The organism is Novosphingobium sp. FKTRR1, from assembly GCF_020404405.1.
Lineage (GTDB): Bacteria > Pseudomonadota > Alphaproteobacteria > Sphingomonadales > Sphingomonadaceae > Novosphingobium.
Genome location: NZ_JAIZDA010000004.1, coordinates 228,746 through 249,897, shown reverse-complemented (window position 1 = coordinate 249,897; position 21,152 = coordinate 228,746). Strand labels below are relative to the sequence as shown.

General features: G+C 64.0%; 19 protein-coding genes. 7 read left to right on the top strand and 12 right to left on the bottom strand.

Features of this window, described 5'->3' with window-relative positions:
* Positions 1 to 82: 82 nt before the first annotated feature.
* Positions 83 to 802: a nitroreductase gene (locus tag LDN95_RS06560; protein ID WP_226016843.1), complete on the top strand. Its 720-nt coding sequence runs from the start codon at positions 83 to 85 to the stop codon at positions 800 to 802.
* An 18-nt stretch (positions 803 to 820) separates the two neighbouring features.
* On the opposite strand, the gene LDN95_RS06555 is transcribed toward LDN95_RS06560, so the two are convergent.
* The 4 genes from LDN95_RS06555 to LDN95_RS06540 form a co-directional block, all read right to left on the bottom strand.
* Positions 821 to 1,579 carry a hypothetical protein gene (locus tag LDN95_RS06555; protein WP_226016842.1) on the bottom strand — a complete coding sequence of 253 codons (759 nt, stop codon included), beginning with the start codon at positions 1,577 to 1,579 and terminating at the stop codon, positions 821 to 823.
* Positions 1,580 to 1,741: 162 nt separating this feature from the next.
* A complete protein-coding gene (locus LDN95_RS06550) occupies positions 1,742 to 2,959 on the bottom strand; it encodes a type III PLP-dependent enzyme (protein ID WP_226016925.1) in 1,218 nt (405 codons plus the stop codon).
* A gap of 170 nt (positions 2,960 to 3,129) precedes the next feature.
* Entirely contained in the window at positions 3,130 to 4,359 is a 1,230-nt protein-coding gene (locus tag LDN95_RS06545) for a serine hydrolase (protein WP_226016841.1), read from the bottom strand.
* 43 nt (positions 4,360 to 4,402) lie between these two features.
* Complete coding sequence (locus LDN95_RS06540; RefSeq protein WP_226016840.1) at positions 4,403 to 5,620, bottom strand: carboxynorspermidine decarboxylase; 1,218 nt, start codon at positions 5,618 to 5,620, stop codon at positions 4,403 to 4,405.
* Between LDN95_RS06540 and LDN95_RS06535 the strand changes: the two genes are divergently transcribed.
* A complete protein-coding gene (locus LDN95_RS06535; protein WP_226016839.1) occupies positions 5,619 to 6,716 on the top strand; it encodes an N-acetylmuramidase family protein in 1,098 nt (365 codons plus the stop codon). The two genes, LDN95_RS06540 and LDN95_RS06535, sit on opposite strands and share 2 nt — an antisense overlap.
* Before the next feature lie 75 nt (positions 6,717 to 6,791).
* On the opposite strand, the gene LDN95_RS06530 is transcribed toward LDN95_RS06535, so the two are convergent.
* Entirely contained in the window at positions 6,792 to 7,997 is a 1,206-nt protein-coding gene (locus LDN95_RS06530) for a saccharopine dehydrogenase family protein (RefSeq protein WP_226016838.1), read from the bottom strand.
* Between the two features lie 84 nt (positions 7,998 to 8,081).
* Between LDN95_RS06530 and LDN95_RS06525 the strand changes: the two genes are divergently transcribed.
* Together LDN95_RS06525 and LDN95_RS06520 are read left to right on the top strand one after the other, a co-directional pair.
* The gene (locus LDN95_RS06525) at positions 8,082 to 9,083 is read left to right on the top strand and encodes a threonine/serine dehydratase (RefSeq protein WP_226016837.1); all 1,002 of its coding nucleotides are present in this window, start codon (positions 8,082 to 8,084) and stop codon (positions 9,081 to 9,083) included.
* A 114-nt stretch (positions 9,084 to 9,197) separates the two neighbouring features.
* Complete coding sequence (locus tag LDN95_RS06520; protein WP_226016836.1) at positions 9,198 to 9,638, top strand: MAPEG family protein; 441 nt, start codon at positions 9,198 to 9,200, stop codon at positions 9,636 to 9,638.
* Between the two features lie 5 nt (positions 9,639 to 9,643).
* On the opposite strand, the gene LDN95_RS06515 is transcribed toward LDN95_RS06520, so the two are convergent.
* The 7 genes from LDN95_RS06515 to LDN95_RS06485 form a co-directional block, all read right to left on the bottom strand.
* A complete protein-coding gene (locus tag LDN95_RS06515) occupies positions 9,644 to 10,870 on the bottom strand; it encodes a class I SAM-dependent RNA methyltransferase (RefSeq protein WP_226016835.1) in 1,227 nt (408 codons plus the stop codon).
* Between the two features lie 11 nt (positions 10,871 to 10,881).
* Positions 10,882 to 12,300: an NAD(P)H-hydrate dehydratase gene (locus LDN95_RS06510; protein WP_226016834.1), complete on the bottom strand. Its 1,419-nt coding sequence runs from the start codon at positions 12,298 to 12,300 to the stop codon at positions 10,882 to 10,884.
* Complete coding sequence (locus LDN95_RS06505; RefSeq protein WP_226016833.1) at positions 12,284 to 12,634, bottom strand: hypothetical protein; 351 nt, start codon at positions 12,632 to 12,634, stop codon at positions 12,284 to 12,286. Before LDN95_RS06505 ends, LDN95_RS06510 begins: the two co-directional genes overlap by 17 nt.
* A gap of 46 nt (positions 12,635 to 12,680) precedes the next feature.
* Positions 12,681 to 14,552 (bottom strand): dihydroxy-acid dehydratase, encoded by a 1,872-nt coding sequence (gene ilvD, locus LDN95_RS06500; RefSeq protein WP_226016832.1) that lies wholly within the window; start codon positions 14,550 to 14,552, stop codon positions 12,681 to 12,683.
* A 138-nt stretch (positions 14,553 to 14,690) separates the two neighbouring features.
* Positions 14,691 to 15,422, bottom strand: a complete 732-nt coding sequence (locus LDN95_RS06495; RefSeq protein WP_226016831.1) for an N-formylglutamate amidohydrolase — start codon at positions 15,420 to 15,422, stop codon at positions 14,691 to 14,693.
* Positions 15,422 to 16,225, bottom strand: a complete 804-nt coding sequence (locus LDN95_RS06490; RefSeq protein WP_226016830.1) for a 4-(cytidine 5'-diphospho)-2-C-methyl-D-erythritol kinase — start codon at positions 16,223 to 16,225, stop codon at positions 15,422 to 15,424. The genes LDN95_RS06495 and LDN95_RS06490 overlap by 1 nt, the downstream gene beginning before the upstream one ends.
* Before the next feature lie 75 nt (positions 16,226 to 16,300).
* Positions 16,301 to 17,947: an electron transfer flavoprotein-ubiquinone oxidoreductase gene (locus LDN95_RS06485; protein ID WP_226016829.1), complete on the bottom strand. Its 1,647-nt coding sequence runs from the start codon at positions 17,945 to 17,947 to the stop codon at positions 16,301 to 16,303.
* 101 nt (positions 17,948 to 18,048) lie between these two features.
* Here LDN95_RS06485 and LDN95_RS23295 point away from each other — a divergent pair, with 101 nt between their 5' ends.
* From LDN95_RS23295 to moaB, 3 genes are read left to right on the top strand one after another with little or no spacing between them, the layout of a single operon-like run.
* On the top strand, positions 18,049 to 18,852 hold the full coding sequence (locus LDN95_RS23295) for a uracil-DNA glycosylase family protein (protein WP_226016828.1): 804 nt from the start codon (positions 18,049 to 18,051) through the stop codon (positions 18,850 to 18,852).
* Complete coding sequence (locus LDN95_RS06475) at positions 18,852 to 20,633, top strand: lytic transglycosylase domain-containing protein (RefSeq protein ID WP_226016827.1); 1,782 nt, start codon at positions 18,852 to 18,854, stop codon at positions 20,631 to 20,633. The genes LDN95_RS23295 and LDN95_RS06475 overlap by 1 nt, the downstream gene beginning before the upstream one ends.
* Positions 20,623 to 21,150 (top strand): molybdenum cofactor biosynthesis protein B, encoded by a 528-nt coding sequence (moaB, locus tag LDN95_RS06470; RefSeq protein ID WP_226016826.1) that lies wholly within the window; start codon positions 20,623 to 20,625, stop codon positions 21,148 to 21,150. Before LDN95_RS06475 ends, moaB begins: the two co-directional genes overlap by 11 nt.
* Positions 21,151 to 21,152 lie beyond the last annotated feature (2 nt).

The following is a 21,152-nucleotide window of genomic DNA, read 5'->3' as shown; positions in this document are numbered from 1 at the left end:
CGCGTCGCGCACGGCGACGCGGGTCTTGCCCTGCTCTCCGTTTCGTTTAATCGATCGATGAAACGAAACGGAGGATGCAGCGATGACCGAGGAAACCACCCCTTCGCCGGATGCTATGGCTGGCTATGACGCCATCGTGCGCGGTCGCCGCAGCATCAGGGGTTTCCTCGACAAGCCGGTGCCGCGCGCGGTGCTTGAAGACGTGTTGGCGCTCGCACTGCGCGCACCCTCGTCGCACAACACGCAGCCGTGGAATTTCACCGTCGTAACCGGCGAGGCGCTCGACCGCATCCGTGCCGGCAACGTCGAACGCAATCTGGCCGGGGTTCCTGACTCGCGCGAATTCCGCAAGGACGCCGTACAGGGCCCGCAACATCGTGCCCGCCAGATCGAAGTTGCCAAACAACTGTTCGGCGTGATGGGCATCGCCCGCGAGGACAAGGATGGGCGGCTCGACTGGGTACTGCGGGGTTTCCGCCAATTCGATGCGCCGGTCTCGATCATCGTGACTTACGACCGCGAATTGCACGGCAGCGACATCGCGCCATTCGACTGCGGCGCGGTGACCAATGCCATCGTCAATGCCGCATGGTCGCGCGGTTTGGGCTGCGTGATCAACAGCCAGGGTATCATGCAAAGCCCGGTGGTACGCGAACATGCCGGGATTGCCGAGGATCAGGTGATCATGATCTGCATCGCGCTGGGCTGGCCCGATGAGACATTTCCTGCCAACACTGTGATCTCCAACCGCAAGAGCGTGGCCGAGGCCACCCGCTTTGTCGGCTTTGACAAGCAGGGCTGAGCCTTCAAGCCGGTCGGGTCAGATCCGGGTGCTCTTTTCCTGCACCTCGGCGATCAGCCCGACCACCATAGGCTTGAGCTGTTCGGCGTAAGCAAGCACTTCATCGCGCAGTGCATCGCGCCAGGCGACGAAGCGGTCGACCCGTGCGTCGTCCCAGCCCGCCTGCAGCGCTGCCACGCACTGATCGAGCGCCGCTTCATAGCGCTGGCGCTGCTCATCCAACCGTTCGTGGATCACCGCATCAACCCGCGCGATCGAAGCGCGCGGATGATAGGGCAGGCGCATGGCTGCCGCCGTCGGCGCATCGAGCGGAAGGTAGGTGGTGTTCCACGCATCATAGGGCATCAAACCAAGTGCTTCGACGAGCCAGCGCCCTACCGCTGTATTGAACACCCCTTCGCCGAACACGTAGAACGGGCGGATGGCATTGTGTCCGTGCCGCCTGAGCAGTTCGTCCTCAAGCCCGGTGCGGAGGGCCTCTTGCGAGATGTAGGAAGCAAATACCTTGCGGTCATGATCACCGGGTTCGGGCAGAGGTTCGGCAGTGTCGCCCACATGCGGACCAAGCCGCTGCAAGACGTCTGCATGGGCAACCCATTGTGCAAGCCCTACCGGGCCGGCAAGACCGCCGGGAACCGCTGGTGGTTCGGGGAGCACGCGATAGCTGTCTGACGCCTCGGCCAGATGCGGCATCTCGGCAGCCGCATCCGTAACCGGCTCGTCCGGTTTAAAGACCTCGCGCTTGCCAAATCGTGCCCGTTGCCGGGAAGCGAACATCGTTCCCTCCATCGCAGCTTTTGCCTGTTTATAGGCCACCTGCGCGGAAGTAAGTAAAATAACGATGAACGGCTTCAATAATTAAACAAGTTACGGGCCAGCACACCTAAGCACTGGCCCGTAATTGTGATCCAGGTCACACTATCAATGATAGTGTGACAATCAGCGCAACGAAACCACATTGTCACTGACGCGCGAGTCGCGGCGGTCGCCACGATACTGGCTTGCCATTGGCTCATCGCTGACGACGAACACTTCATTGGCATCAAAGCCATTGAAGGCCGTCTTCATCGCCGCGCCATACGCGCCCAGCATGCCGATCTCGATATAGTCGCCAACACGGATATCGGCGGGCAGTTCGAACGGACCTTCCATGTGATCCATATCGTCACAGGTTGGGCCATAGAAGCTGTAGGGCACCAGCTCCTCGCTCATCGCCGCGCCCTCAGCGCGCAGCACGCGCACCGGGAAACGCCAGCCGACATGCGCCGCATCGAACAACGCGCCATAGGCGCCGTCGTTGATGTACAACTCGTTTTCGCGGCGCTTTTCCACGCGTACGATCATCGAATTGTATTCCGCGCAAAGCGCCCGACCCGGTTCGCACCACAGTTCGGCCGAATAGCTGACCGGCAGCGATTCATATGTGCGATCGATGAGCGCGAAATAGTCTTCGAGCGGCGGTGGGTTCATGCCCGGGTAGATCGACGGGAAGCCGCCACCGACATCGATGATGTCGACAGTAACGGCCGCATCGACGATGGCCGCGCGCGCCTTTTCCAGCGCTTGGACATAGGCATGCGGGCTCATCGCCTGGCTGCCGACGTGGAAGCAGATGCCCAGGCAATCGGCGACCTGACGAGCGGCCTGAAGCAGTTCGCGCGCGTGCGAAAGCTCGCAGCCGAACTTCGCCGCAAGGCTGAGCTCGGAATACTCGGACGATACCCGCAACCGCACGCACAGCGTCAAATCGGTCGGCAGCTCGCCACCGTTGGCCTGTGTGGTTGCACGGACGATCTTGTCCAGTTCCTCAAGCGAATCGAGGCTGAACACGCGCACGCCATGCACGCCATAGGCTTCGGCAATCGCGCTGGGCGACTTGACCGGGTGCATGAAGCACAAGGTCGCATCGGGCAACGTGGCGCGAACCATGCGGACTTCGCCGATAGAGGCGACGTCGTAATGGGTCACACCCGAATCCCACAGGATGCGGATCAGATCGGGTGAAGGATTGGCCTTTACTGCATAGAGCGACTTGCCCGGAAACTTCTCGACGAAGAAGCGGGCGGCGCGCGCAGCAGCATGCGGACGATTGAGAATGGCAGGTTCGTCAGGCGCGCAGGTGCGCGCTACGGCCAAAGCATCGAGGTGAATGTGCAACTCAAGGGACCCCCAACGGAACAGTTGAACAAAGCTGCCTTGCGGTTTGGAAGTCCCCATGGGGCAGCGAAAGGGGTAAATAGGCCCCTCTCGCCGAACTTCAAGTGTAAATGCGTGCACTCAGAAATTTGTCATGAAAATGACTTATTAGCCCTGCGACATACTATTTATCAGTCACTTAGCGCAGACGCCAGCGCAGTCCAGGCAGGCAAAGAGTGCGGATCGTTGGCGCCATTGGCGGCAATGGGGTGCGACGCGAATCGTGCGATGACCAATTCATGCGCCGGATCGACCCACAAGGTCTGCCCATGGATGCCGCGCGCGCTGAAACAGGCGTTCGCACCCGCCGGGGTATGCCACCACTGGTTGCCATAACTCCACCCCGTCAAAGCCGGGTAGCGGTCTGCCGGAAACAGCACGGGATCGCCGCCCTGCCGAATGGCTGCGACGGCCGCCGGATCGATTACGCCAAGTCCGCCAAGCCGCAGCGCCTCGCCAAACCGAGCAAGGTCTTCGAGCTTCAGGTTCAGCCCGCCACCAGCGAAGGGTGAGCCTGCCGGGTCGACCAGCAGGTCGGCGTCACCGGTCATGCCCAAGGGCTGCCACAACCGCTCGCTCAACACTTCGGCGAACGGGCGGCCTTCGACGCGGGCGACGATCCACGCCAGCACATCGGTGTTCGGCGTCCGATAGGTGAACCCCTGCCCGTGCGGCCCGGCCCCGGCGATTGTCGGCAAGTAGGAATAGAGATCCGCCGCGCCAGCATACCCAGCCGGGCGCGGCATCAGGTTGAGCGCCGTGCTGTAAGCGCCGATGCCCGACTTGGGATCGGCGTACTCCTCGGAAAAGTCGAGATTGGTGGTCATCGCCAGTACTTGCGCCACGCTGGCCGAACCGAAGCCACTCGCCGCCAATTCGGGCACATAGGCAGCAACCGGCGCAGCAGGGTCAAGCCGCCCTTCGGCCACCAGCATCGCGGCCAGCGTACCGACAAAGCTTTTGGTGACCGAAAAGGCGATGTGGCGGGTCTGCGGCCCGGTGACGCCGAACCAGCGTTCGAACACGACCTTGCCCCGATGCAGCACCAGAATGCCGTCGGTGAATGCGGCCAGCAGGCCTTCATCCACTGAGATCGCGGCCGTCTCCCCGATCGGCACGAACGTCACCTGCCCCAGATCGTCGCGCAGGGCCCGCTCGAACGGCCTGCCATCCCCTGAAGCCGCGATCCGCACCGAGGGCACCAGTTCGCGCATATGCGAAAAGGCCCAACGCGTGGTGGGGAAGCGCAAATGATCGCCGCGCGACCACAGCACCTGCTTGTCAGCCGGCGGCGGCGCCCCTTGCATCCAGCCAAGCGCGACCGGATCGCTGGTCACGCCATCAAGCACCTTGTCAGCCATTGACTCTCTCCCGGCGTTGATCGCCGCCAGAAGCATGCATGCCCTACGAAAGGCGGTCGCGGAAGTCCTCGTAGCTGAAGCGGCGGACGCATTCGAGCGCGTCGGTCTCGCTGTCCCACAACCAGATCGATGGCAGCGGCACGCCGTTGAAGGTCGTGGTCTTGACCATCGAATAATGAGCCTGATCAAGGAACGCAAAGCGCGCGCCCGCTTCAGTCGGGACCGGCAGGCGATAATCGCCGATCACGTCCCCGGCCAGACACGAAGGTCCGCCAAGCCGCACCGGTGGCGTGCCATCGCTGCCGCCATCCTCGTATTCGTCGATCGGCAGTTCCCCCAACATCGCCGGACGATAGGGCGCCTCGATCACGTCGGGCATATGGCAGGTGGCCGAAATGTCGGTGATCGCCAGCGGCATGCCGTTCCAGTGCGTGTCGAGAACCGTCCCGACCAGTATCCCCGCATCAAGCGCCACCGCCTCGCCGGGTTCGAGATAGATCTCGCAACCCGTCTGCGCCTTGACCTGCTGCAGGAACGCGACAAGCTCGTCACGCTGGTAATCGGCGCGGGTCACGTGATGGCCTCCGCCAAAGTTCAGCCACGACAAGCCGGGCAGGAACGCTTCAATGCGCGGCAGCAACGCGTCCCAGGTGCGCTGAAGTGGCGCGAAATCCTGCTCGCACAGAGTGTGGAAGTGCAGTCCGTTGATGCCCTCCAGATGCTCTGCCCGCAACTGGTTGACCGGAAAGCCAAGCCGCGAATGGGGCGCGCACGGGTCGTAGCGCGGCACATCGCCTTCGGCGTGCAAGGGATTGATCCGCAATGCGACGTCGAACGCGTGGCCCTCGGCCCGCGCGGCGGCGATCAGCGGGCGGAACCGTTCATGCTGGCCCGGCGAATTGAAGATCACATGGTCCGACAGGCGCAGGATCTCGGGCAGGTCCGCCGCCTTGTACGCTGCACAATACGTCGCGATCTCGCCGCCCCTTGCGCCAGAAGCGTAGTGCTCGGCAGCCAGTTGCGCTTCCCACAGGCCCGATGTGCATACCCCGTCGAGGTATTCCCCGACGATCGGCGCAACCTTCCACATGCTGAACGCCTTGAGCGCTGCCAGCACCTTGATTCCCGCGCGATCGCGAATGTCGGCCAGCACCGCCAGATTGGCGCGCAGACGCGCCGCATCGACGACGAAGGCAGGGCTGTCGACACGCGACAGGTCGAATCGGGCAAAGGCCCCGGGATCGCCGGCTCTGGTTTCCATGCGGCGCGGTCTACTTGACAACCAACCGGGGTTGAAGTCTATTTTCCAAGACAAATTGTCGGACGGCGGGGACGACGAAATGGATGACCAGCTTGCCTTCGAGCAAAAGAAATGGGCCGACGAACTCGAACTCAGGAAGCTTGAAGCAGAGTTGAAGGCAAAAGAGGCAAGCCCCTCTTTATTCAAGAATCCTATCGCGGTCACTGTTCTTTCGGCCATCGTCGCGGGCATCATCAGCGTGATCACCAACTACGTTGATTCGACCAACAAGATCGCGCTTGAAGAGCGGAAGTCCGACCTGAACCTGCTGACCAACCTGATTCAGGTGAAAGACCAAAACCTGATCCGCAAGAATCTCGAGTTCGTCGTCAAGGCCAAGATCATCCGCAACGACAAGCTGCGCGACGATCTCGACAAATACCTCAAGTCGGTTTCGACCAGCGATCTTCCCGCCATCACCAGCCAGTTGATCACCAGGGAGAACGTTGCTGCATTCGATATCTGCAAGAATGTTGGCGACAAAAAGTATTCGGTCCAGTTCGTTCCCCTCACCGATCAGGACATTGCCGGACTGGCTTCCGAGTTCTCGCTCGACAAGCCGACCATCCAAGCCTTCATCAAGGTCGAGAACGCAAGCGGGCGCCTGCCCGACGGAAGGCCCAAGATCCTGTATGAGCGGCATATCTTCAACAGGTTGACCACCGGGAAATTCTTGGCGGCCAATCCGGCATTGGCCAACCCCGTTGCCGGTGGCTATCTCGGCGGTGCCGCAGAATACAGCAGGGTCCAACAAGCGGCGAACCTCGACTGCGACGCGGCTCTATCGGCGACATCGTGGGGGACCGCACAGATCCTTGGGCGCGAGTTCAAAAGGGCGGGATTCGACAACGTCCAGTCATTCGCAAAGGCAATGTTGACGTCCGAACCCGACACCCTGCGCGCGAACCTGACCTTCGTCCAGAACGCGGGCGCAATCGACGCCTTGCGCAACCATGATTGGGCGCAGTTTGCGCGGCAATACAACGGCCCGATATATGCGCGGTTCGGTTACGACAAGAAGCTCGATGAGGCCTTCAAATCGTACTCGAACCAGTGAGCTTGCGCGCAGCCAACACAAGCTCAAGTTCAAGCTGACGGGGCCAAGCCAGAATGCCCGGCCCCATCGGCCGGGTCAGAACTCCAGCGGGCCTTCCAGTTCCTTGACCTGCCAGGGCAGGCCGTGCTGGTTGAGCATGTCCATGTAGGGGTCGGGATCGAACTGTTCGATGTTGAATACGCCCGCACCGCTCCACACGCCCTGCACCAGCAATGCCGCGCCGATCATCGCCGGAACGCCGGTGGTGTAGCTGACGGCCTGATTGCCGGTTTCGGCAAAGGCATCCTCGTGGTCGCAGATGTTGTAGATGTAGAAGGTCTTGTCGACGCCGTCCTTTTGGCCGGTCGCGATATCGCCGATGTTGGTCTTGCCCTTGGTCGTGGCGCCAAGCGAGGCAGGCTCGGGCAGCACGGCCTTGAGGAACTGGAGCGGGATGATCTCCTTGCCCTCGTAGATGACCGGATCGATCCGGGTCATGCCCACTGCCTGCAGCACGGTCAGATGCGTGATATAGGCATCGCCGAAGGTCATCCAGAAGCGGGCGCGCTCCATTTCCGGAACGAACCGGGCGAGGCTTTCCAGCTCCTCATGGTACATCAGGTACATGTTCTTCGGGCCGACGGCCTCGAAATCGAAAGTCTGCTTCGTGCTGAGCGGCGGGGTTTCGACCCACGCGCCCGCTTCCCAGTGGCGGGCAGGCGCGGTCACTTCGCGGATGTTGATTTCCGGGTTGAAGTTGGTGGCAAATGCCTGCCCATGGTCGCCGCCGTTGCAGTCGAGGATGTCGAGCGTGCGGATCGTGTCGAGCTTGTGCTTCTTGAGCCACATCGCGAACACGCTCGTCACGCCGGGGTCGAAGCCCGAGCCGAGCAGCGCGGTCAACCCGGCGGCCTTGAACTTGTCCTGATAGGCCCACTGCCATTTGTATTCGAACTTCGCCTCGTCGCGCGGTTCGTAGTTGGCGGTGTCCATGTAGTTGACGCCAGCGGCAAGGCAGGCGTCCATGATCGCCAGATCCTGATAAGGCAGCGCCAGATTGACCACCAGCGCGGGCTTGATCCGGTTGAGCAGATCGGTGGTGGCAGCCACGTCATCGGCGTCGATCTGATAGGTCGCGATATCCACGCCCGTACGCTGCTTGACCGACACGGCGATGGCGTCACACTTTGCGACGGTGCGGCTGGCAAGGTGGATGTCGCTGAAGATGTCGGGGTTCATCGCCATCTTGTGAACGGCGACCGAGCCGACGCCACCGGCGCCGATGACAAGGACTTTGGCCATGGGAAACTCCGCTTGTTTCGGAAAAAGTTCTGCAGGCCCGTTTTTCGCGCGACTGCCATTGGTCGGGGGCTTTAGGATATCGTGATGACAAACCCAAGTCCCCAAGTTCACCCCGCATCGCCTTCCCCCGAGCGCGCCCCCACCGCCGCAGGCGTGGAGCGCGCGCAAGCCAAGATCGCCGCGCTGTTGCCCGAAACGCCGCTGCTGCCGCTCGATCTGCCCAGCGGCGCTACGGTGTGGTGCAAGGCCGAAAGCCTGCAACCGGTCGGCGCGTTCAAGATTCGCGGCGCGTGGCACCGCCTGTCCGACATGGTTGAGGCAGAGCGCACGCGCGGCGTGGTCGCGGTGTCGAGCGGCAACCATGCGCAAGGCGTGGCGTGGGCGGCGCGCCGACTTGGGATATCGGCCACCATCGTGATGCCGCGCGATGCCCCTGCGGTGAAACTTCAGTCAACCGCTGCGCTGGGTGCGCAGATCGTCCTTTATGACCGCATGCGTGAATCGCGCGACGCAATTGCCGCCGAGCTTTGCGCCCGAACCGGTGCGATCCTCGTCCATGCCTATGGCGACCCATGGGTGATCGAGGGGCAGGGTAGCGCCGGGATGGAACTCTTGGCGCAAATGGAGCGGCAGTCGGGCGGCCCACCGACCCGCGTGGTCTGTCCGTGCGGGGGCGGCGGACTGACCGCCGGGCTGGCGCTGGCATTGCCCGACGCGCAGATCGTGCCGGTCGAGCCTGAGCATTGGGATGATGTGACACGCAGTCTGGCGCTCGGTCGCATCGTCGGGGTCGAACCTGCGCCGCCATCCACGGCGTGCGACGCCTTGCAGACCCCAGCGACATTCCCGATCAACTTTGCGGTCATGCAGGCACGCGGGCTTCAGGGCATCACCGTGACCGAGGCTGAAGTGCGCGCGGCACAGCGACTGGCCTTTGCCCGGCTGCGACTGGTGGTCGAGCCGGGCGGCGCGGCGGGTCTTGCCGCACTGCTGGCGGGCAAGGTTTCCGCTGACGGGCGCACGGCGGTTATCCTGTCGGGCGGCAATGTCGACCCGGCCTCCTTCGCTGCCGTTCTGGCGGACTAGCGGCCTAAAGCCATCAACCTGCGTGCTGGATTGAGTTGCAATTGACAATCTTTCAATCTCGCCACAAATTCGCCCCCAACGGACGCTCAACGCGCCGAACGGGGGAGAACAAGAATGCCTGTAAGCGCGAGCCCAATCCTGCAACCGGTGGTCGCGCTGGCGATCTGGACGTTCGTGATGTGGGTGTGGATGTACGCTACCCGGATTCCGGCGCTCAACAAACTGCCGCAAACCAACCAACCGGGCGCAGACGTGGGCTGGACCGGCGCCAAGCTGGAAGGCCTGATCCCGCCGCACATCCAGTGGAAGGCGCACAATTACAACCACCTGCACGAAGCGCCGACGGTGTTTTATGCCATCGCGCTGGTGCTGGCCATTACCGGCAATGGCGGCGGCCTGAACGCACAGATTGCTTGGGCCTATGTCGCCTTGCGCGTCGCCCACTCGATCTGGCAGTCCACCGTCAACAAGGTGATGCCGCGCTTCGGCCTGTTCGCACTGTCAAGCCTGGCGCTGCTGGCGCTGGTCGTGCACGCGGCGATGGCGGTATTCTGAAACCGTCAATCGCGGACGAACAGGCTGGCCAGTTCCACATGAGTCGACCAGCGGAACTGGCCAACCGGGCGCAGCCCGGCAAGGCGATAGCCGCCCGCCACCAACGTCACGGCATCGCGCGCCCAACTCGCAGGGTTGCAACTGATGTAGACCACGCGCGGAACCTTTGATTCTGCGATCAGGGTCACTTGCTCGCGCGCTCCGGCACGCGGCGGATCGAGCAGCACCCCGGCAAAGCGGTCCAGTTCTTCTGGGCGCAGCGGGTTGCGGAACAAGTCGCGGTGCAGCGCGACAACCGGACGGCCATGCATCCGCGCCGCACTTTGGCAGGCAAGATGCGCGTCGCGCGCGGCCTCGACCGCCAGCACCTTTGGCGCGGGCGCGCCGGGTTTTCCTGCAAGCGCGAAGGCAAACGTGCCCAAACCCGCAAACAGGTCGACAACGGTCGCTGCACCGGCCAGCCATTCGACCGCCGCACCGACCAGTGCAGCCTCGCCATCGCGGGTGGCCTGCAGGAACGCGACCGGTGGCAGCGTGACCGGGGTTCGGCCAAGCGTTACCGTCGCCGGGTCAGGTTCCCACGTGGTTTCCGCGCCATAGCCGTTGTCGAGCGTCAGCCGGGCCAGATTGTGTTCTGCGGCAAAGGCCAGCAGCGCCTCGGTCTGGGCAAGGTTTTCGGCAGCAAGGCCAGAAAGGCCCACGGCCACGCCTTGATCGGCCAACGTGAGTTCGATATCGACCGCCAACTTGCGATCGGCCCACGTTTCCAGCAGGCGGCGCAGCGGAGCAACCAGCGCGAAAAGCTCTGGCACAAGCACGGCGCATTCGCGCAAGTCGATGATCTTGTGCGATCCAGCCTCACGAAAGCCCACCACCACGCGGCGGCCGATGGCCTGCGCATGGAGCGTTGCGCGGCGGCGGCTGAACGGTGGAGAGAGGTGCGCCGCGCCCACTTCGCCGGGATCGAGCCCCTGTCCGCGTGCGGCACCTGCCACGCGGTCACGCACATAGTCGGTCAGCGCCCGTTCCGACAAGTGCTGCAACTGGCAACCGCCGCAAGTGGGAAAATGGCGGCAGACCGGCGCGACATGATCCGGCCCGTGCGTGAGAGATCCATCCGCCTCCAGCACGTCACCGGGTGCTGCCAGCGCGATATAGCGCCCGTCAGCCGTAGCGCCTTCGCCCTTGGCGGCCACGCGCACGATCAGGCCCGGTTCGCTTTCATTCGACACAAAAATACCCTTCAAACAGCAATCGCAGTGGCCATAGCGTCGCGGATGGCGTGCGCCAGACCGCTTGCGGTGAAGGCCGCGCCAGCCAACGCCGCCGCACGACCATGCAGCCACAGCCCTTCGCCAGCCGCCTGCACCGGATCGGGGTGAACCGCAAGGCGGCTTGCGATAGTGCCTGCCAGCACGTCGCCCGTGCCCGCTACCGACAACCATGACGAAGCGCGTGGACCAACCACCAACCTGCCATCGGGCGCCGCGATTACGGTATCAGGGCCCTTGAGCACAACTACCGCCCTGCTCAGAGCCGCCAGCGCCAACGCCCGTTCACGGCGCAAACCTGTGCCTGCCGACCCGAATGCGTGCTCAAGTGCGGCCATTTCGCCTTCGTGCGGGGTCAAGACTGCGATCGGGGGCAATGCCAGGTCGGGCCCAAGCAGCATCAGCGCATCGGCATCGATCACGGTCGGCCTGCCCTGTGCCAGAAGATCGGCAAGCAGCGCGCGCGCAGCGTCACCGCGGCCGAGCCCCGGCCCGACCAACAGCGCTGCCATGCGCGGATCGTCCACGCCGCCCAATGTCACAACCAGTTCGGGCGGCACCGGATTGCCAGCGCGCCAACCCGGATCCTGCGCCAAAAGACGGACGTAACCCGCGCCTGCGCGCTGTGCCGCCTCGGCCGCCATGATCGCGGCACCCGGCATGTCACCCACGACAATGCCCAGCAGTCCGCGCCGATACTTGTGCGCATCGGGCGCAGGCGCGACCATACGCGGTCGCTCCAGTATGCGGGCAGCGCCCGGCATTGCGCCAAGGCCGATATCGACCAGCCGCAAGGCGCCCAAGCTGGCGCAAGCTGGCATGGCAAAGTGGGCATGCTTCCAAGCGCCCAGCGACACGGTCAGATCGTTGTGTGGCAGACCGGGGTTGAGCGCTACGCCACTATCGGATTCGACGCCGCTTGGCAGGTCTATGGCGATAACATGGCGGTGCTTGGCAGCCTGCTGCTGCAACAGCGCCAGCGTTTCGGGCGCAAGCGGCCGCGTCAATCCCGATCCGAACAGGCAATCGACCAGAACGTCACCGCCTTCCGTTGCGCCTTCTGGTCCTACGACATGCCCAGTAAACAGATTGCGCGCATTCCATGCCGCCTGCGTGACCGGTTCCATCGCGGCCAGCACCTTTACCGGGTTGCCATTTGCGGCCAGATGTTGTGCGATGACATAGCCGTCCCCGCCATTGTTGCCGGGGCCACACAGCACCGTGACCACGCGCCCTGCGGCGATCCGGCGGACATATTCCCCCGCGCCATGCCCGGCGATCTGCATCAGCGCGTCCTCGCCTGTCCCGGCAGCGATAAGCGCGGCCTCGGCGGCGCGTGTCTGCGCAACCGTAAGTACCTGTGCGAGGTCGGCGTCAGGGTGTCTTGGCATCGTCGGGCCTTACCGTGGCAGGAAAGCGATAACGGTCCTGCCCGACCGCGACTTCCAGTATGCCGCCTGAAATCCATCGGACCTTGGCCGGTTCCGCGCCATCGGCCACGATCACGCCGCGCCCATCGTCAACCCGCTGGAACCGGCGGAAACCGCCATCGGGATGATGGACGACCAGCACCCTTCCGGCGACTTCGACCCGACATTCGCCAAGAAACGGGTGCGATTCACCCAGCGCGCAGTCGATCGTGCGCATGGCCGGGTCGCGGCTGCCCGCAGGCCCGCCGCAGCCCGTCAACCCCAGCACCAGACCCAAGGCAAAAGGACGCTTCATGCCGCGCATGATCGCCCCTCAAGCCCCTGTCGGTCAAGCGATGGTATCACTGCTCCTTGCGGCTTGCCCTGCGCAGGCCGGACAGATCGCGCACCGCGCCACGCGCCGCGCTGGTGGCCATCGCGGCATAGGCCTGCAAGGCAAGGCTGACCTTGCGCGGGCGGGGCTTGACCGGAGTCCATGCATCGTCGCCACGGGCCTCTTGCGCGGTGCGACGGCGGGCAAGCTCATCGTCGCCGACCAACAGCGTTATCGAGCGGCCGGGAATGTCGATGGCAACCTCGTCGCCGGTTTCGACCAGCCCGATCGTTCCGCCCTCCGCCGCTTCGGGCGAGACGTGGCCGATCGACAAGCCCGACGTGCCACCCGAAAAGCGTCCGTCGGTGACCAGCGCGCACGCCGCGCCCAGCCCCTTCGACTTGATGTAGCTGGTGGGATAGAGCATTTCCTGCATGCCCGGCCCGCCGCGCGGACCTTCATAGCGGATGACCACGACGTCGCCCGCCTTGACCTGCCCGGTCAGAATGCCGGTAACGGCGGCATCCTGGCTTTCGAACACGACCGCTGGGCCGCGGAATTTCAGGATCGATTCATCGACACCGGCCGTTTTCACGATGCAACCATCCGCCGCGACGTTGCCGGTCAGCACCGCCAGCCCGCCGTCCTTGCTGAAGGCGTGTTCGGCGCTGCGGATGACGCCCGTTTCGCGGTCGAGGTCGAGCGATTCCCAGCGCCGGTTCTGGCTGAACGCCACTTGGGTCGGCACGCCGCCGGGCGCAGCCTTGAAGAACTCTTGCACCGACGGCGCGTCGGTGCGAGAAATGTCCCACTTGTTCAGCGCATCGCCCAGCGTGCGGCTGTGCACGGTCGGCAGATCGGTGTGGAGCAGACCGGCGCGATCGAGCTGGCCAAGGATGGCAAAGATGCCGCCCGCGCGGTGAACGTCCTCCATGTGCACATCGGACTTGGCCGGAGCGACCTTCGACAGGCACGGCACGCGGCGCGAAAGTCGGTCGATGTCGGTCATCGTGAAATCGACCCCCGCTTCGTGCGCCGCGGCCAGCAGGTGCAGCACGGTGTTGGTCGAACCACCCATCGCGATATCGAGGCTCATCGCGTTTTCGAACGCGCCAAACCCGGCAATCGTGCGCGGCAGCGCGGTTTCATCGTCCTGCTCGTAATAGCGCTTGCACAGATCGACCACGAGGCGCCCGGCCTCAAGGAACAGGCGCTGGCGGTCTGCATGGGTGGCCAGCGTCGAGCCGTTGCCGGGCAGCGACAGGCCCAGCGCCTCGGTCAGGCAGTTCATCGAGTTGGCGGTGAACATGCCGCTGCACGATCCGCAGGTGGGACATGCCGAGCGCTCGATGGTCTGCACTTCCTCATCGGTATACTTGTCGTCGGCTGCGGCAACCATGGCATCGACCAGATCGAGCGCGGTTTCCTTGCCACGCAGCACGACCTTGCCCGCTTCCATCGGTCCGCCGGAGACGAACACCACCGGAATGTTGATACGCAGCGCCGCCATCAGCATGCCCGGTGTGATCTTGTCGCAGTTGGAGATGCAGACCATAGCGTCGGCGCAATGGGCGTTGACCATGTATTCCACGCTGTCGGCGATCAGATCGCGGCTGGGCAGCGAATAGAGCATGCCATCGTGGCCCATGGCGATGCCATCATCGACCGCGATGGTGTTGAATTCCTTGGCGACGCCGCCCGCAGCCTCGATCTCGCGCGCAACCATCTGGCCAAGATCCTTGAGGTGCACGTGGCCCGGCACGAACTGGGTGAAGCTGTTGACCACGGCGATGATCGGCTTGCCGAAGTCCGAGTCCTTCATGCCGGTGGCCCGCCACAGTCCGCGCGCGCCCGCCATGTTGCGGCCATGGGTGGTGGTGCGTGAGCGATAGGGGGGCATGCGATTTCTCCGAATGACCGGACTCGACCAGTGGACTGTGCCTGAGTCAGGTTGTCATTTGCGACCGATTGCGCCCTCTAGCCGCTCTGAGCGACGGAATCGAAGGTATTATTTGCGACCAACCGAAAGGCGCGTTGGTTACCCCGCCAGCGCAATGGCAACCTGGTTGGCGATGCGGCCCAGACGCTCGGCCCATTCGGTTTGCCCTGCGGGGGTCGAGATCAGATCCTGACGGACTTCTACACCGAGATAAGGGCGCCCTTCGGCCTCGCCGTGACGGTCCATCGACTCGTTCAGATCCTTGCCCGAATAGGGTTCCTGATCGCCCACGCACAGACCTTCTGCCTGCAACAGCGGGATCGCCAGCCGGGCGGCGCGATCGTCCGCATTGTACAGAACGCCCACATGCCAGGGGCGCTTTTCCTCAGGATTGCTCGCCAGTTGGGGGGTAAAGCTGTGCAAGGACAGCAACAGCGCCTGCGGCACCCGGTCGAGCAAGGCAGCCAGCGTTTCGTGGTAGGGAGCGTGGAAACGCGCCAATCGGGCCGTTCGTCCCGCAAGGTCGAGCGCGTTGCCAGGAATGGCATGGCCGTCGCTGGTCACCGGAAAGACGCTTGGTTCATCGGCCGCGCGATTGAGGTCACAAACCAGTCGGCTGACGTTGCCAAGGTAGGCAGCGATGCCGGGGCGCTGCGCGAGCAATTCCGCCACGGCGCCCACGCCGATATCAATGGCGATGTGCTCGTTCAGCAGGTGTGACGCAATGCCAAGCTCGATGTCATCGGGCACGCGGTTCGACGCATGGTCCGAAACCACAAGGATACCGCCGAACTTGGGCTCCCCGATCAGGCGGAAAGCTTCATGTTCCATCACCGCAGGCTCCCGCAAAGTGTCCACCACGCGGGCGGCAAGGTCGAATGCGCAAGATCGCGCTGCTCGGCGTTATCATAGAGCGCAAAGCAGGTTGCGCCCGATCCGCTCATCCGGACGAGCCAGGCGCCGCTGCGGGCCAGAACGCCCAGCACATCGCCAATCTGCGGCACCAACGCCAGCGCCGGGGCTTCAAGATCGTTGCGTCCGGCCAGCGCGATGGTGCGCAAGTCGCCTTCCGGCATCGGACCGCGATCGACGCCATCCCAGCCCTTGAACACCGGTCCGGTGCTCAGTGGAATGCGCGGATTGACCAGCAGCACAGCGGTTCCGGCAAGATCGTTGGCGACGGGTTCCAGCTCGGTACCGGTGCCGCGCCCGATGCAGGCAACGCTTTCGACACAAGCGGGCACGTCAGCCCCCAGCTTGGCCGCGCGGGCATGCCAGTCATCGGGCAGGCCATGGGCCCTGCGAGCCAGACGGAACACCGCGCCTGCATCGGCCGAACCCCCGCCAAGCCCAGCCGCCACGGGCAAACGCTTGTCGAGCGTCACGTCCCAGCCGTCCCCGTGCGGCAAGGCCGACAGCGCCTTGGCCACGATGTTGTCGAAAGGGTTATCGAGGCCGTCGGCAAATTCGCCCATCACATGCAGCCGGTCCTGCAGCGCCGGGCGCGCCACCAGTTCATCGCCTGCATCGACGAAGGCGAAAAGCGTTTCAAGCTCGTGGTAGCCATCATCGCGCCGCCGCCGCACATGCAGGGCAAGGTTGATCTTGGCATAGGCGGTTTCGCGCAGGCTCATCGCACTCCCGATAACGCAGCGAAGCGCCGAGGCAACCCCCGGCGCTTCGCCTTTTGACCGTCGTGACCCGTCCGGTCACATGTTCGGGTAGTTCGGGCCGCCGCCGCCTTCTGGCGTTACCCAGTCGATGTTCTGCGTTGCATCCTTGATGTCGCAAGTCTTGCAGTGGACGCAGTTCTGCGCATTGATCTGCAAGCGCGGTGCGCCTTCCTCAACCCCGACGAACTCGTAAACCCCGGCAGGGCAGAAGCGCGCTTCAGGCCCCGCATAGAGCCGCAGGTTGACGTTCACCGGCACCGACGGGTCTTTCAACACCAGATGGCACGGCTGATCTTCTTCGTGGTTGGTGTACGAAAACGCCACATTGGTCAGCCGGTCGAAGGTGATCACGCCATCGGGCTTGGGATAGGAGATCGGCTTGTACAGGTCGGCGCGCTGGGTCGCTTCGGCATCGGTGTGATGCTTCATGCCCTTGAACGGATTGACCTTGAGCGTGCGCGCCCACATGTCGGCGCCCGCCAGCACGGTGCCGAGCGAGCCGCCGAACTTGGCGACCAGCGGCTGGGCGTTCTGCACCAGCTTCAGTTCCTTGGCGATCCAGCTTTCGCGCACGGCGGCATCGTAATCGTCCAGCGCGTCATGCTCGCGACCCGACGCAATGGCGGCCGCGATCGATTCGGCGGCGAGCATGCCGCTTTTGATCGCGGTGTGGCTGCCCTTGATCCGGGGTACGTTGACGAAGCCGGCCGAGCAACCGATCAGCGCGCCGCCGGGGAAAGCCAGCTTGGGTACCGACTGCCAGCCGCCTTCGTTGATGGCGCGCGCACCGTAAGACACGCGGCGCCCGCCTTCGAGAATGGCGCGGATTTCCGGGTGCTGCTTCCAGCGCTGGAACTCCTCGTACGGATAGACATAAGGGTTGGCGTAATCGAGCGCGGTGACGAAGCCCAAAGCCACCTGGTTGTTGGCCTGATGGTAGAGGAACCCGCCGCCCCACGAATTGCTTTCCGACAGCGGCCAGCCCTGCGTGTGCAGCACGCGTCCGGGCACGTGCTTGTCGGGATCGATGTCCCACAACTCCTTGATGCCGATGCCATAGACTTGCGGCTGGCAATCGCGCTCAAGATCGTACTGCGCTTTCAACCGCTTGGTCAGGTGACCGCGCGCGCCTTCGGCAAAAAGGGTGTATTTGGCCAGCAATTCCATGCCGGGCTGATAATCGCCCTTCTTTTCGCCGTCCTTGCCCACGCCCATGTCGCCGGTGGCGACGCCGCGGACCGCGCCGCTCTCATCGTACAGAACTTCGGCGGCCGGGAAGCCTGGGAAGATCTCGACGCCCAGTTCGGTCGCCTGCTCGGCCAACCAGCGGCACAAGTTGCCAAGACTGCCGGTGTAGTTGCCATGGTTCGACATGAACGGAGGCATCGGCCAGTGCGGGATCGCTACCTTGCCGGTTCGGGTCAGCACCCAATGCCAGTTGTCGGTGACCGGCGTTTCGGCCATCGGACAGCCTTGCTCACGCCATTCTGGCAACAACTCGTCCAGCGCGCGCGGATCGACCACCGCGCCCGACAGGATATGCGCCCCGATTTCGGACCCTTTTTCAAGGATGCAGACCGAAATGTCAGGGTTGACCTGTTTCAGACGGATTGCCGCTCCCAGCCCCGCCGGCCCCCCGCCGACGATGACGACGTCATACGGCATCGACTCCCGCTCGCTCATTCCCCGCTCCGACTTGCTAAACGTTCGATTGAATTACCGCTTGGCCTTGAAAGCTGCGGCGCACAAGGTCAATAGCATAGAGTGATGCGGCAGATGGACTGGTGAAAACGGGCGGGAACCACCCGGGGGCGCAAACTCTCGCGATCGCGCCTGATATCGCGGCCGCGATCGATTGGTGGCGCCTCGCCGGTGTCGAAGGCGACCTTGTCGATGATCCGCAGGACTGGCTTGCGTCCAGCAAACTACAGGCAAATCCCGACAAACCCACACCAAAGCGCACGCCAAAGCCGCCTGTAACGCCCGACCAGCCTGCGATTCCGGTGCTTGGTGGTCCGCGCGAAAGCTGGCCGGAAACGCTTGCAGACTTTGCGGCGTGGTGGCTGAGCCAGCCCGATCTTGCACCATCAGGCATGCCCCGTATACCCCCCACCGGGCCCGCGCGCGCGCCGCTCATGGTGCTGGTCGCCATGCCCGAAGCCGATGACGCCGAAGGTCTGCTAACCGGACGGGCGGGCGCTTTGCTCGATTCGCTGCTGCGCGCCTGCGGCCTTGAGCGCGATGGCGTCTATCTGGCCTCGGCCCTGCCTGCACGAATCGCGGTGCCGGACTGGATCGCGTTGAAGGAACAAGGACTGGGCGCGGTACTGGAACGCCATGTCGCGTTGGCAGCACCGCAGCGGGTACTTGTTTTCGGGCAAGCATGGGTTTCGGCGCTGCTTGGCAACGATTCGCCGCAAAGCGCTGCGCATTTACGCTCACTTAACCATGAACAGGGCACGGTCGCGGCGCTGGCCACGTACGAACTGGGCTATTACCTGTCGAAACCGGCAGCAAAAGCGGGTTTGTGGCTGCGCTGGCTGGACTGGACCGTGTTGCAACCGGAAGTGGGGACCGAACCATCGTGATGCCATCGCGCCTTTTGCGCACACTGCTTACCGCTGCGGGCCTGCTGGCTGCCGCTGCGAGCGTGGCGCCGACGGCGCAGGCCAACAGTGCGGCGGCCGACTACTTCCGCTCGCGCGCCGACCGCACCGCCGTCCCCACCCTGCTGACCGAGGATGATCGCGGCTTCTATCGGCAACTTTTCGGAGCGATCGAAAAGCAGGACTGGACCAATGTCCAGCTGATGCTCACCCAGCGCACCGATGGCCCGCTTCACGCGGTGGCCCGTGCGCAATTCTACCTTGCCGCCGGATCGCCCAAAGCTGACCTGCAACGCCTGACTGAACTGCTGACGCTTGCGCCCGACTTGCCCTGGTCGGATCAGGTCGGACGGCTGGCGCTGAAGCGTGGCGCCACGACGTTGCCGATCGCGTTGCCCACCACGCAACCGATGTTCACGCTGCCGACGATCTCGCGCCGGACCAAGCCACGCCCGGTGGCCGACGGCACGATGCCCGACAGCGTGGCCAGCGCGATCATGGACCGGATCAAGAACGACGATCCCCTTGGCGCCCGCGTTCTGCTTGATGGCATCGACGCCATGCTTTCGGATGAAGCACGCACCGAATGGCGTCAGCGCGTCGGTTGGGCGTTCTATATCGGCAACGACGATGCGAACGCACGCCTTGTCGCGCAATCGGCGGCTGAGACTGGCACCGGGGCATGGCTCGGCGAAGCGCGCTGGACCGCTGGCCTTGCCGCGTGGCGGTTGAACGACTGGGAAGCCGCCGCCGCCAGTTTTGAAAGCGCAGCGGCCAGCGCGCCGAACGTCGAACTGGCCTCTGCTGCCAATTACTGGGCCGGTCGAGCATGGATGCGCGCACGCCACCCCGAGAATGTGGCACAAGCGCTGCGCAAGGCTGCCACCGCGCGCGACACGCTTTATGGCATGTTGGCTGCCGAATCGCTGGGTCTGCGTGACAGCGTCCCCGCTGCCGCACCCGATTTCTCCGCCGATGACTGGCAACATCTGCGGGCTTGCGCCAATGTCCGGCTGGCCGTGCAACTCGCCGAGATCGGGGAGGATGGTCTGGCCGATGAAGTGCTGCGCTATCAGGCCCGCATCGGCGATCCCGCGCTCTACGCGCCGCTTTCCCGCCTGGCGCGCGATCTTGGCTTGCCCGCCACCCAATTGTGGATGGCCTACAATGCCCCCGCCGGGGCCCGCCCGGATGAGGCGGCGCGCTTCCCAGCGCCCAAATGGGCACCCGCCAACGGCTGGAAGGTCGATCCGGCCCTGCTGTTCGCCCATTCTCTGCAGGAATCCAACTTTCGGACCCAAGTCACCAGCCCCGCCGGTGCCAAAGGCTTGATGCAGGTGCTGCCCGGCACCGCGCGCGACATGAGCAAGATCGAACCGCTGATGCAGGGGCGCGATCGCGAACTGGACGTGCCGCAAGTCAATCTTGCCTTCGGGCAGACCTATCTCGCCTTGTTGCGCGACAAGCCCGCTACTCAAGGGCTGCTGCCCAAGGTAATCGCCGCCTATAACGCAGGGCCAATGCCGGTCGATCGCTGGAATACGGCGATCCGCGACAATGGCGACCCGCTGCTGTGGATGGAATCGATCCCTTATTGGGAAACGCGCGGCTATGTCGCCACGGTTTTGCGCAACTACTGGATGTACGAACGCCAAGCGGGCGGCCCGTCCGAAAGCCGCCTCGGGCTGACTCAAGGCCTGTGGCCGAAGTTTCCCGGATTGGGCAGCACCGAATCGGTCAGGATCGCCTCGCGTGGCAATTGACCTGACCCGCACGTTCAAGCCGATCAATATCGCGTTGTTGACCGTTTCGGATACCCGCGGCCCCGATCAGGACACATCGGGTGACATCCTTGCCGGGCGCATTCGCGACGCCGGCCACACCCTTGCCGCACGCACCATCGAAAAGGATGATGCAACCGCCATCGCCGCGCTGCTGAACCGCTGGATCGATGATGCCGGCATCGATGCGGTCGTCATCACCGGGGGCACCGGTCTTACCGGACGCGACGTCACGCCCGAAGCGCTCGACCGGGTCAAGACCCGCGACATCCCCGGCTTTGGCGAACTGTTCCGCTGGTTGAGTTATCGGACGATCGGCACCAGCACGATCCAGTCGCGCGCCTGCGCAGTCGTGGCGCGTGGCACGTACATTTTTGCGCTGCCCGGCTCCAATGGTGCGGTCAAGGATGGTTGGGACGGCATCCTTGCCGAGCAGCTAGACAGCCGCAACCGTCCCTGCAACTTTGTCGAACTGATGCCGCGCCTGCTGGAAAAGTAGCT

What these genes read in the sequence shown, in the direction of transcription:
- LDN95_RS06560 (WP_226016843.1), top strand. Translation starts at nt 83, where the DNA reads ATGACCGAGGAAACCACCCCTTCGCCGGATGCTATGGCTGGCTATGAC.
- LDN95_RS06555 (WP_226016842.1), bottom strand. Translation starts at nt 1,579, where the DNA reads ATGTTCGCTTCCCGGCAACGGGCACGATTTGGCAAGCGCGAGGTCTTT.
- LDN95_RS06545 (WP_226016841.1), bottom strand. Translation starts at nt 4,359, where the DNA reads ATGGCTGACAAGGTGCTTGATGGCGTGACCAGCGATCCGGTCGCGCTT.
- LDN95_RS06535 (WP_226016839.1), top strand. Translation starts at nt 5,619, where the DNA reads ATGCGGCGCGGTCTACTTGACAACCAACCGGGGTTGAAGTCTATTTTC.
- LDN95_RS06540 (WP_226016840.1), bottom strand. Translation starts at nt 5,620, where the DNA reads ATGGAAACCAGAGCCGGCGATCCCGGGGCCTTTGCCCGATTCGACCTG.
- LDN95_RS06530 (WP_226016838.1), bottom strand. Translation starts at nt 7,997, where the DNA reads ATGGCCAAAGTCCTTGTCATCGGCGCCGGTGGCGTCGGCTCGGTCGCC.
- LDN95_RS06525 (WP_226016837.1), top strand. Translation starts at nt 8,082, where the DNA reads ATGACAAACCCAAGTCCCCAAGTTCACCCCGCATCGCCTTCCCCCGAG.
- LDN95_RS06520 (WP_226016836.1), top strand. Translation starts at nt 9,198, where the DNA reads ATGCCTGTAAGCGCGAGCCCAATCCTGCAACCGGTGGTCGCGCTGGCG.
- LDN95_RS06510 (WP_226016834.1), bottom strand. Translation starts at nt 12,300, where the DNA reads ATGCCAAGACACCCTGACGCCGACCTCGCACAGGTACTTACGGTTGCG.
- LDN95_RS06505 (WP_226016833.1), bottom strand. Translation starts at nt 12,634, where the DNA reads ATGAAGCGTCCTTTTGCCTTGGGTCTGGTGCTGGGGTTGACGGGCTGC.
- ilvD (WP_226016832.1), bottom strand. Translation starts at nt 14,552, where the DNA reads ATGCCCCCCTATCGCTCACGCACCACCACCCATGGCCGCAACATGGCG.
- LDN95_RS06495 (WP_226016831.1), bottom strand. Translation starts at nt 15,422, where the DNA reads ATGGAACATGAAGCTTTCCGCCTGATCGGGGAGCCCAAGTTCGGCGGT.
- LDN95_RS06490 (WP_226016830.1), bottom strand. Translation starts at nt 16,225, where the DNA reads ATGAGCCTGCGCGAAACCGCCTATGCCAAGATCAACCTTGCCCTGCAT.
- LDN95_RS06485 (WP_226016829.1), bottom strand. Translation starts at nt 17,947, where the DNA reads ATGAGCGAGCGGGAGTCGATGCCGTATGACGTCGTCATCGTCGGCGGG.
- LDN95_RS06475 (WP_226016827.1), top strand. Translation starts at nt 18,852, where the DNA reads ATGCCATCGCGCCTTTTGCGCACACTGCTTACCGCTGCGGGCCTGCTG.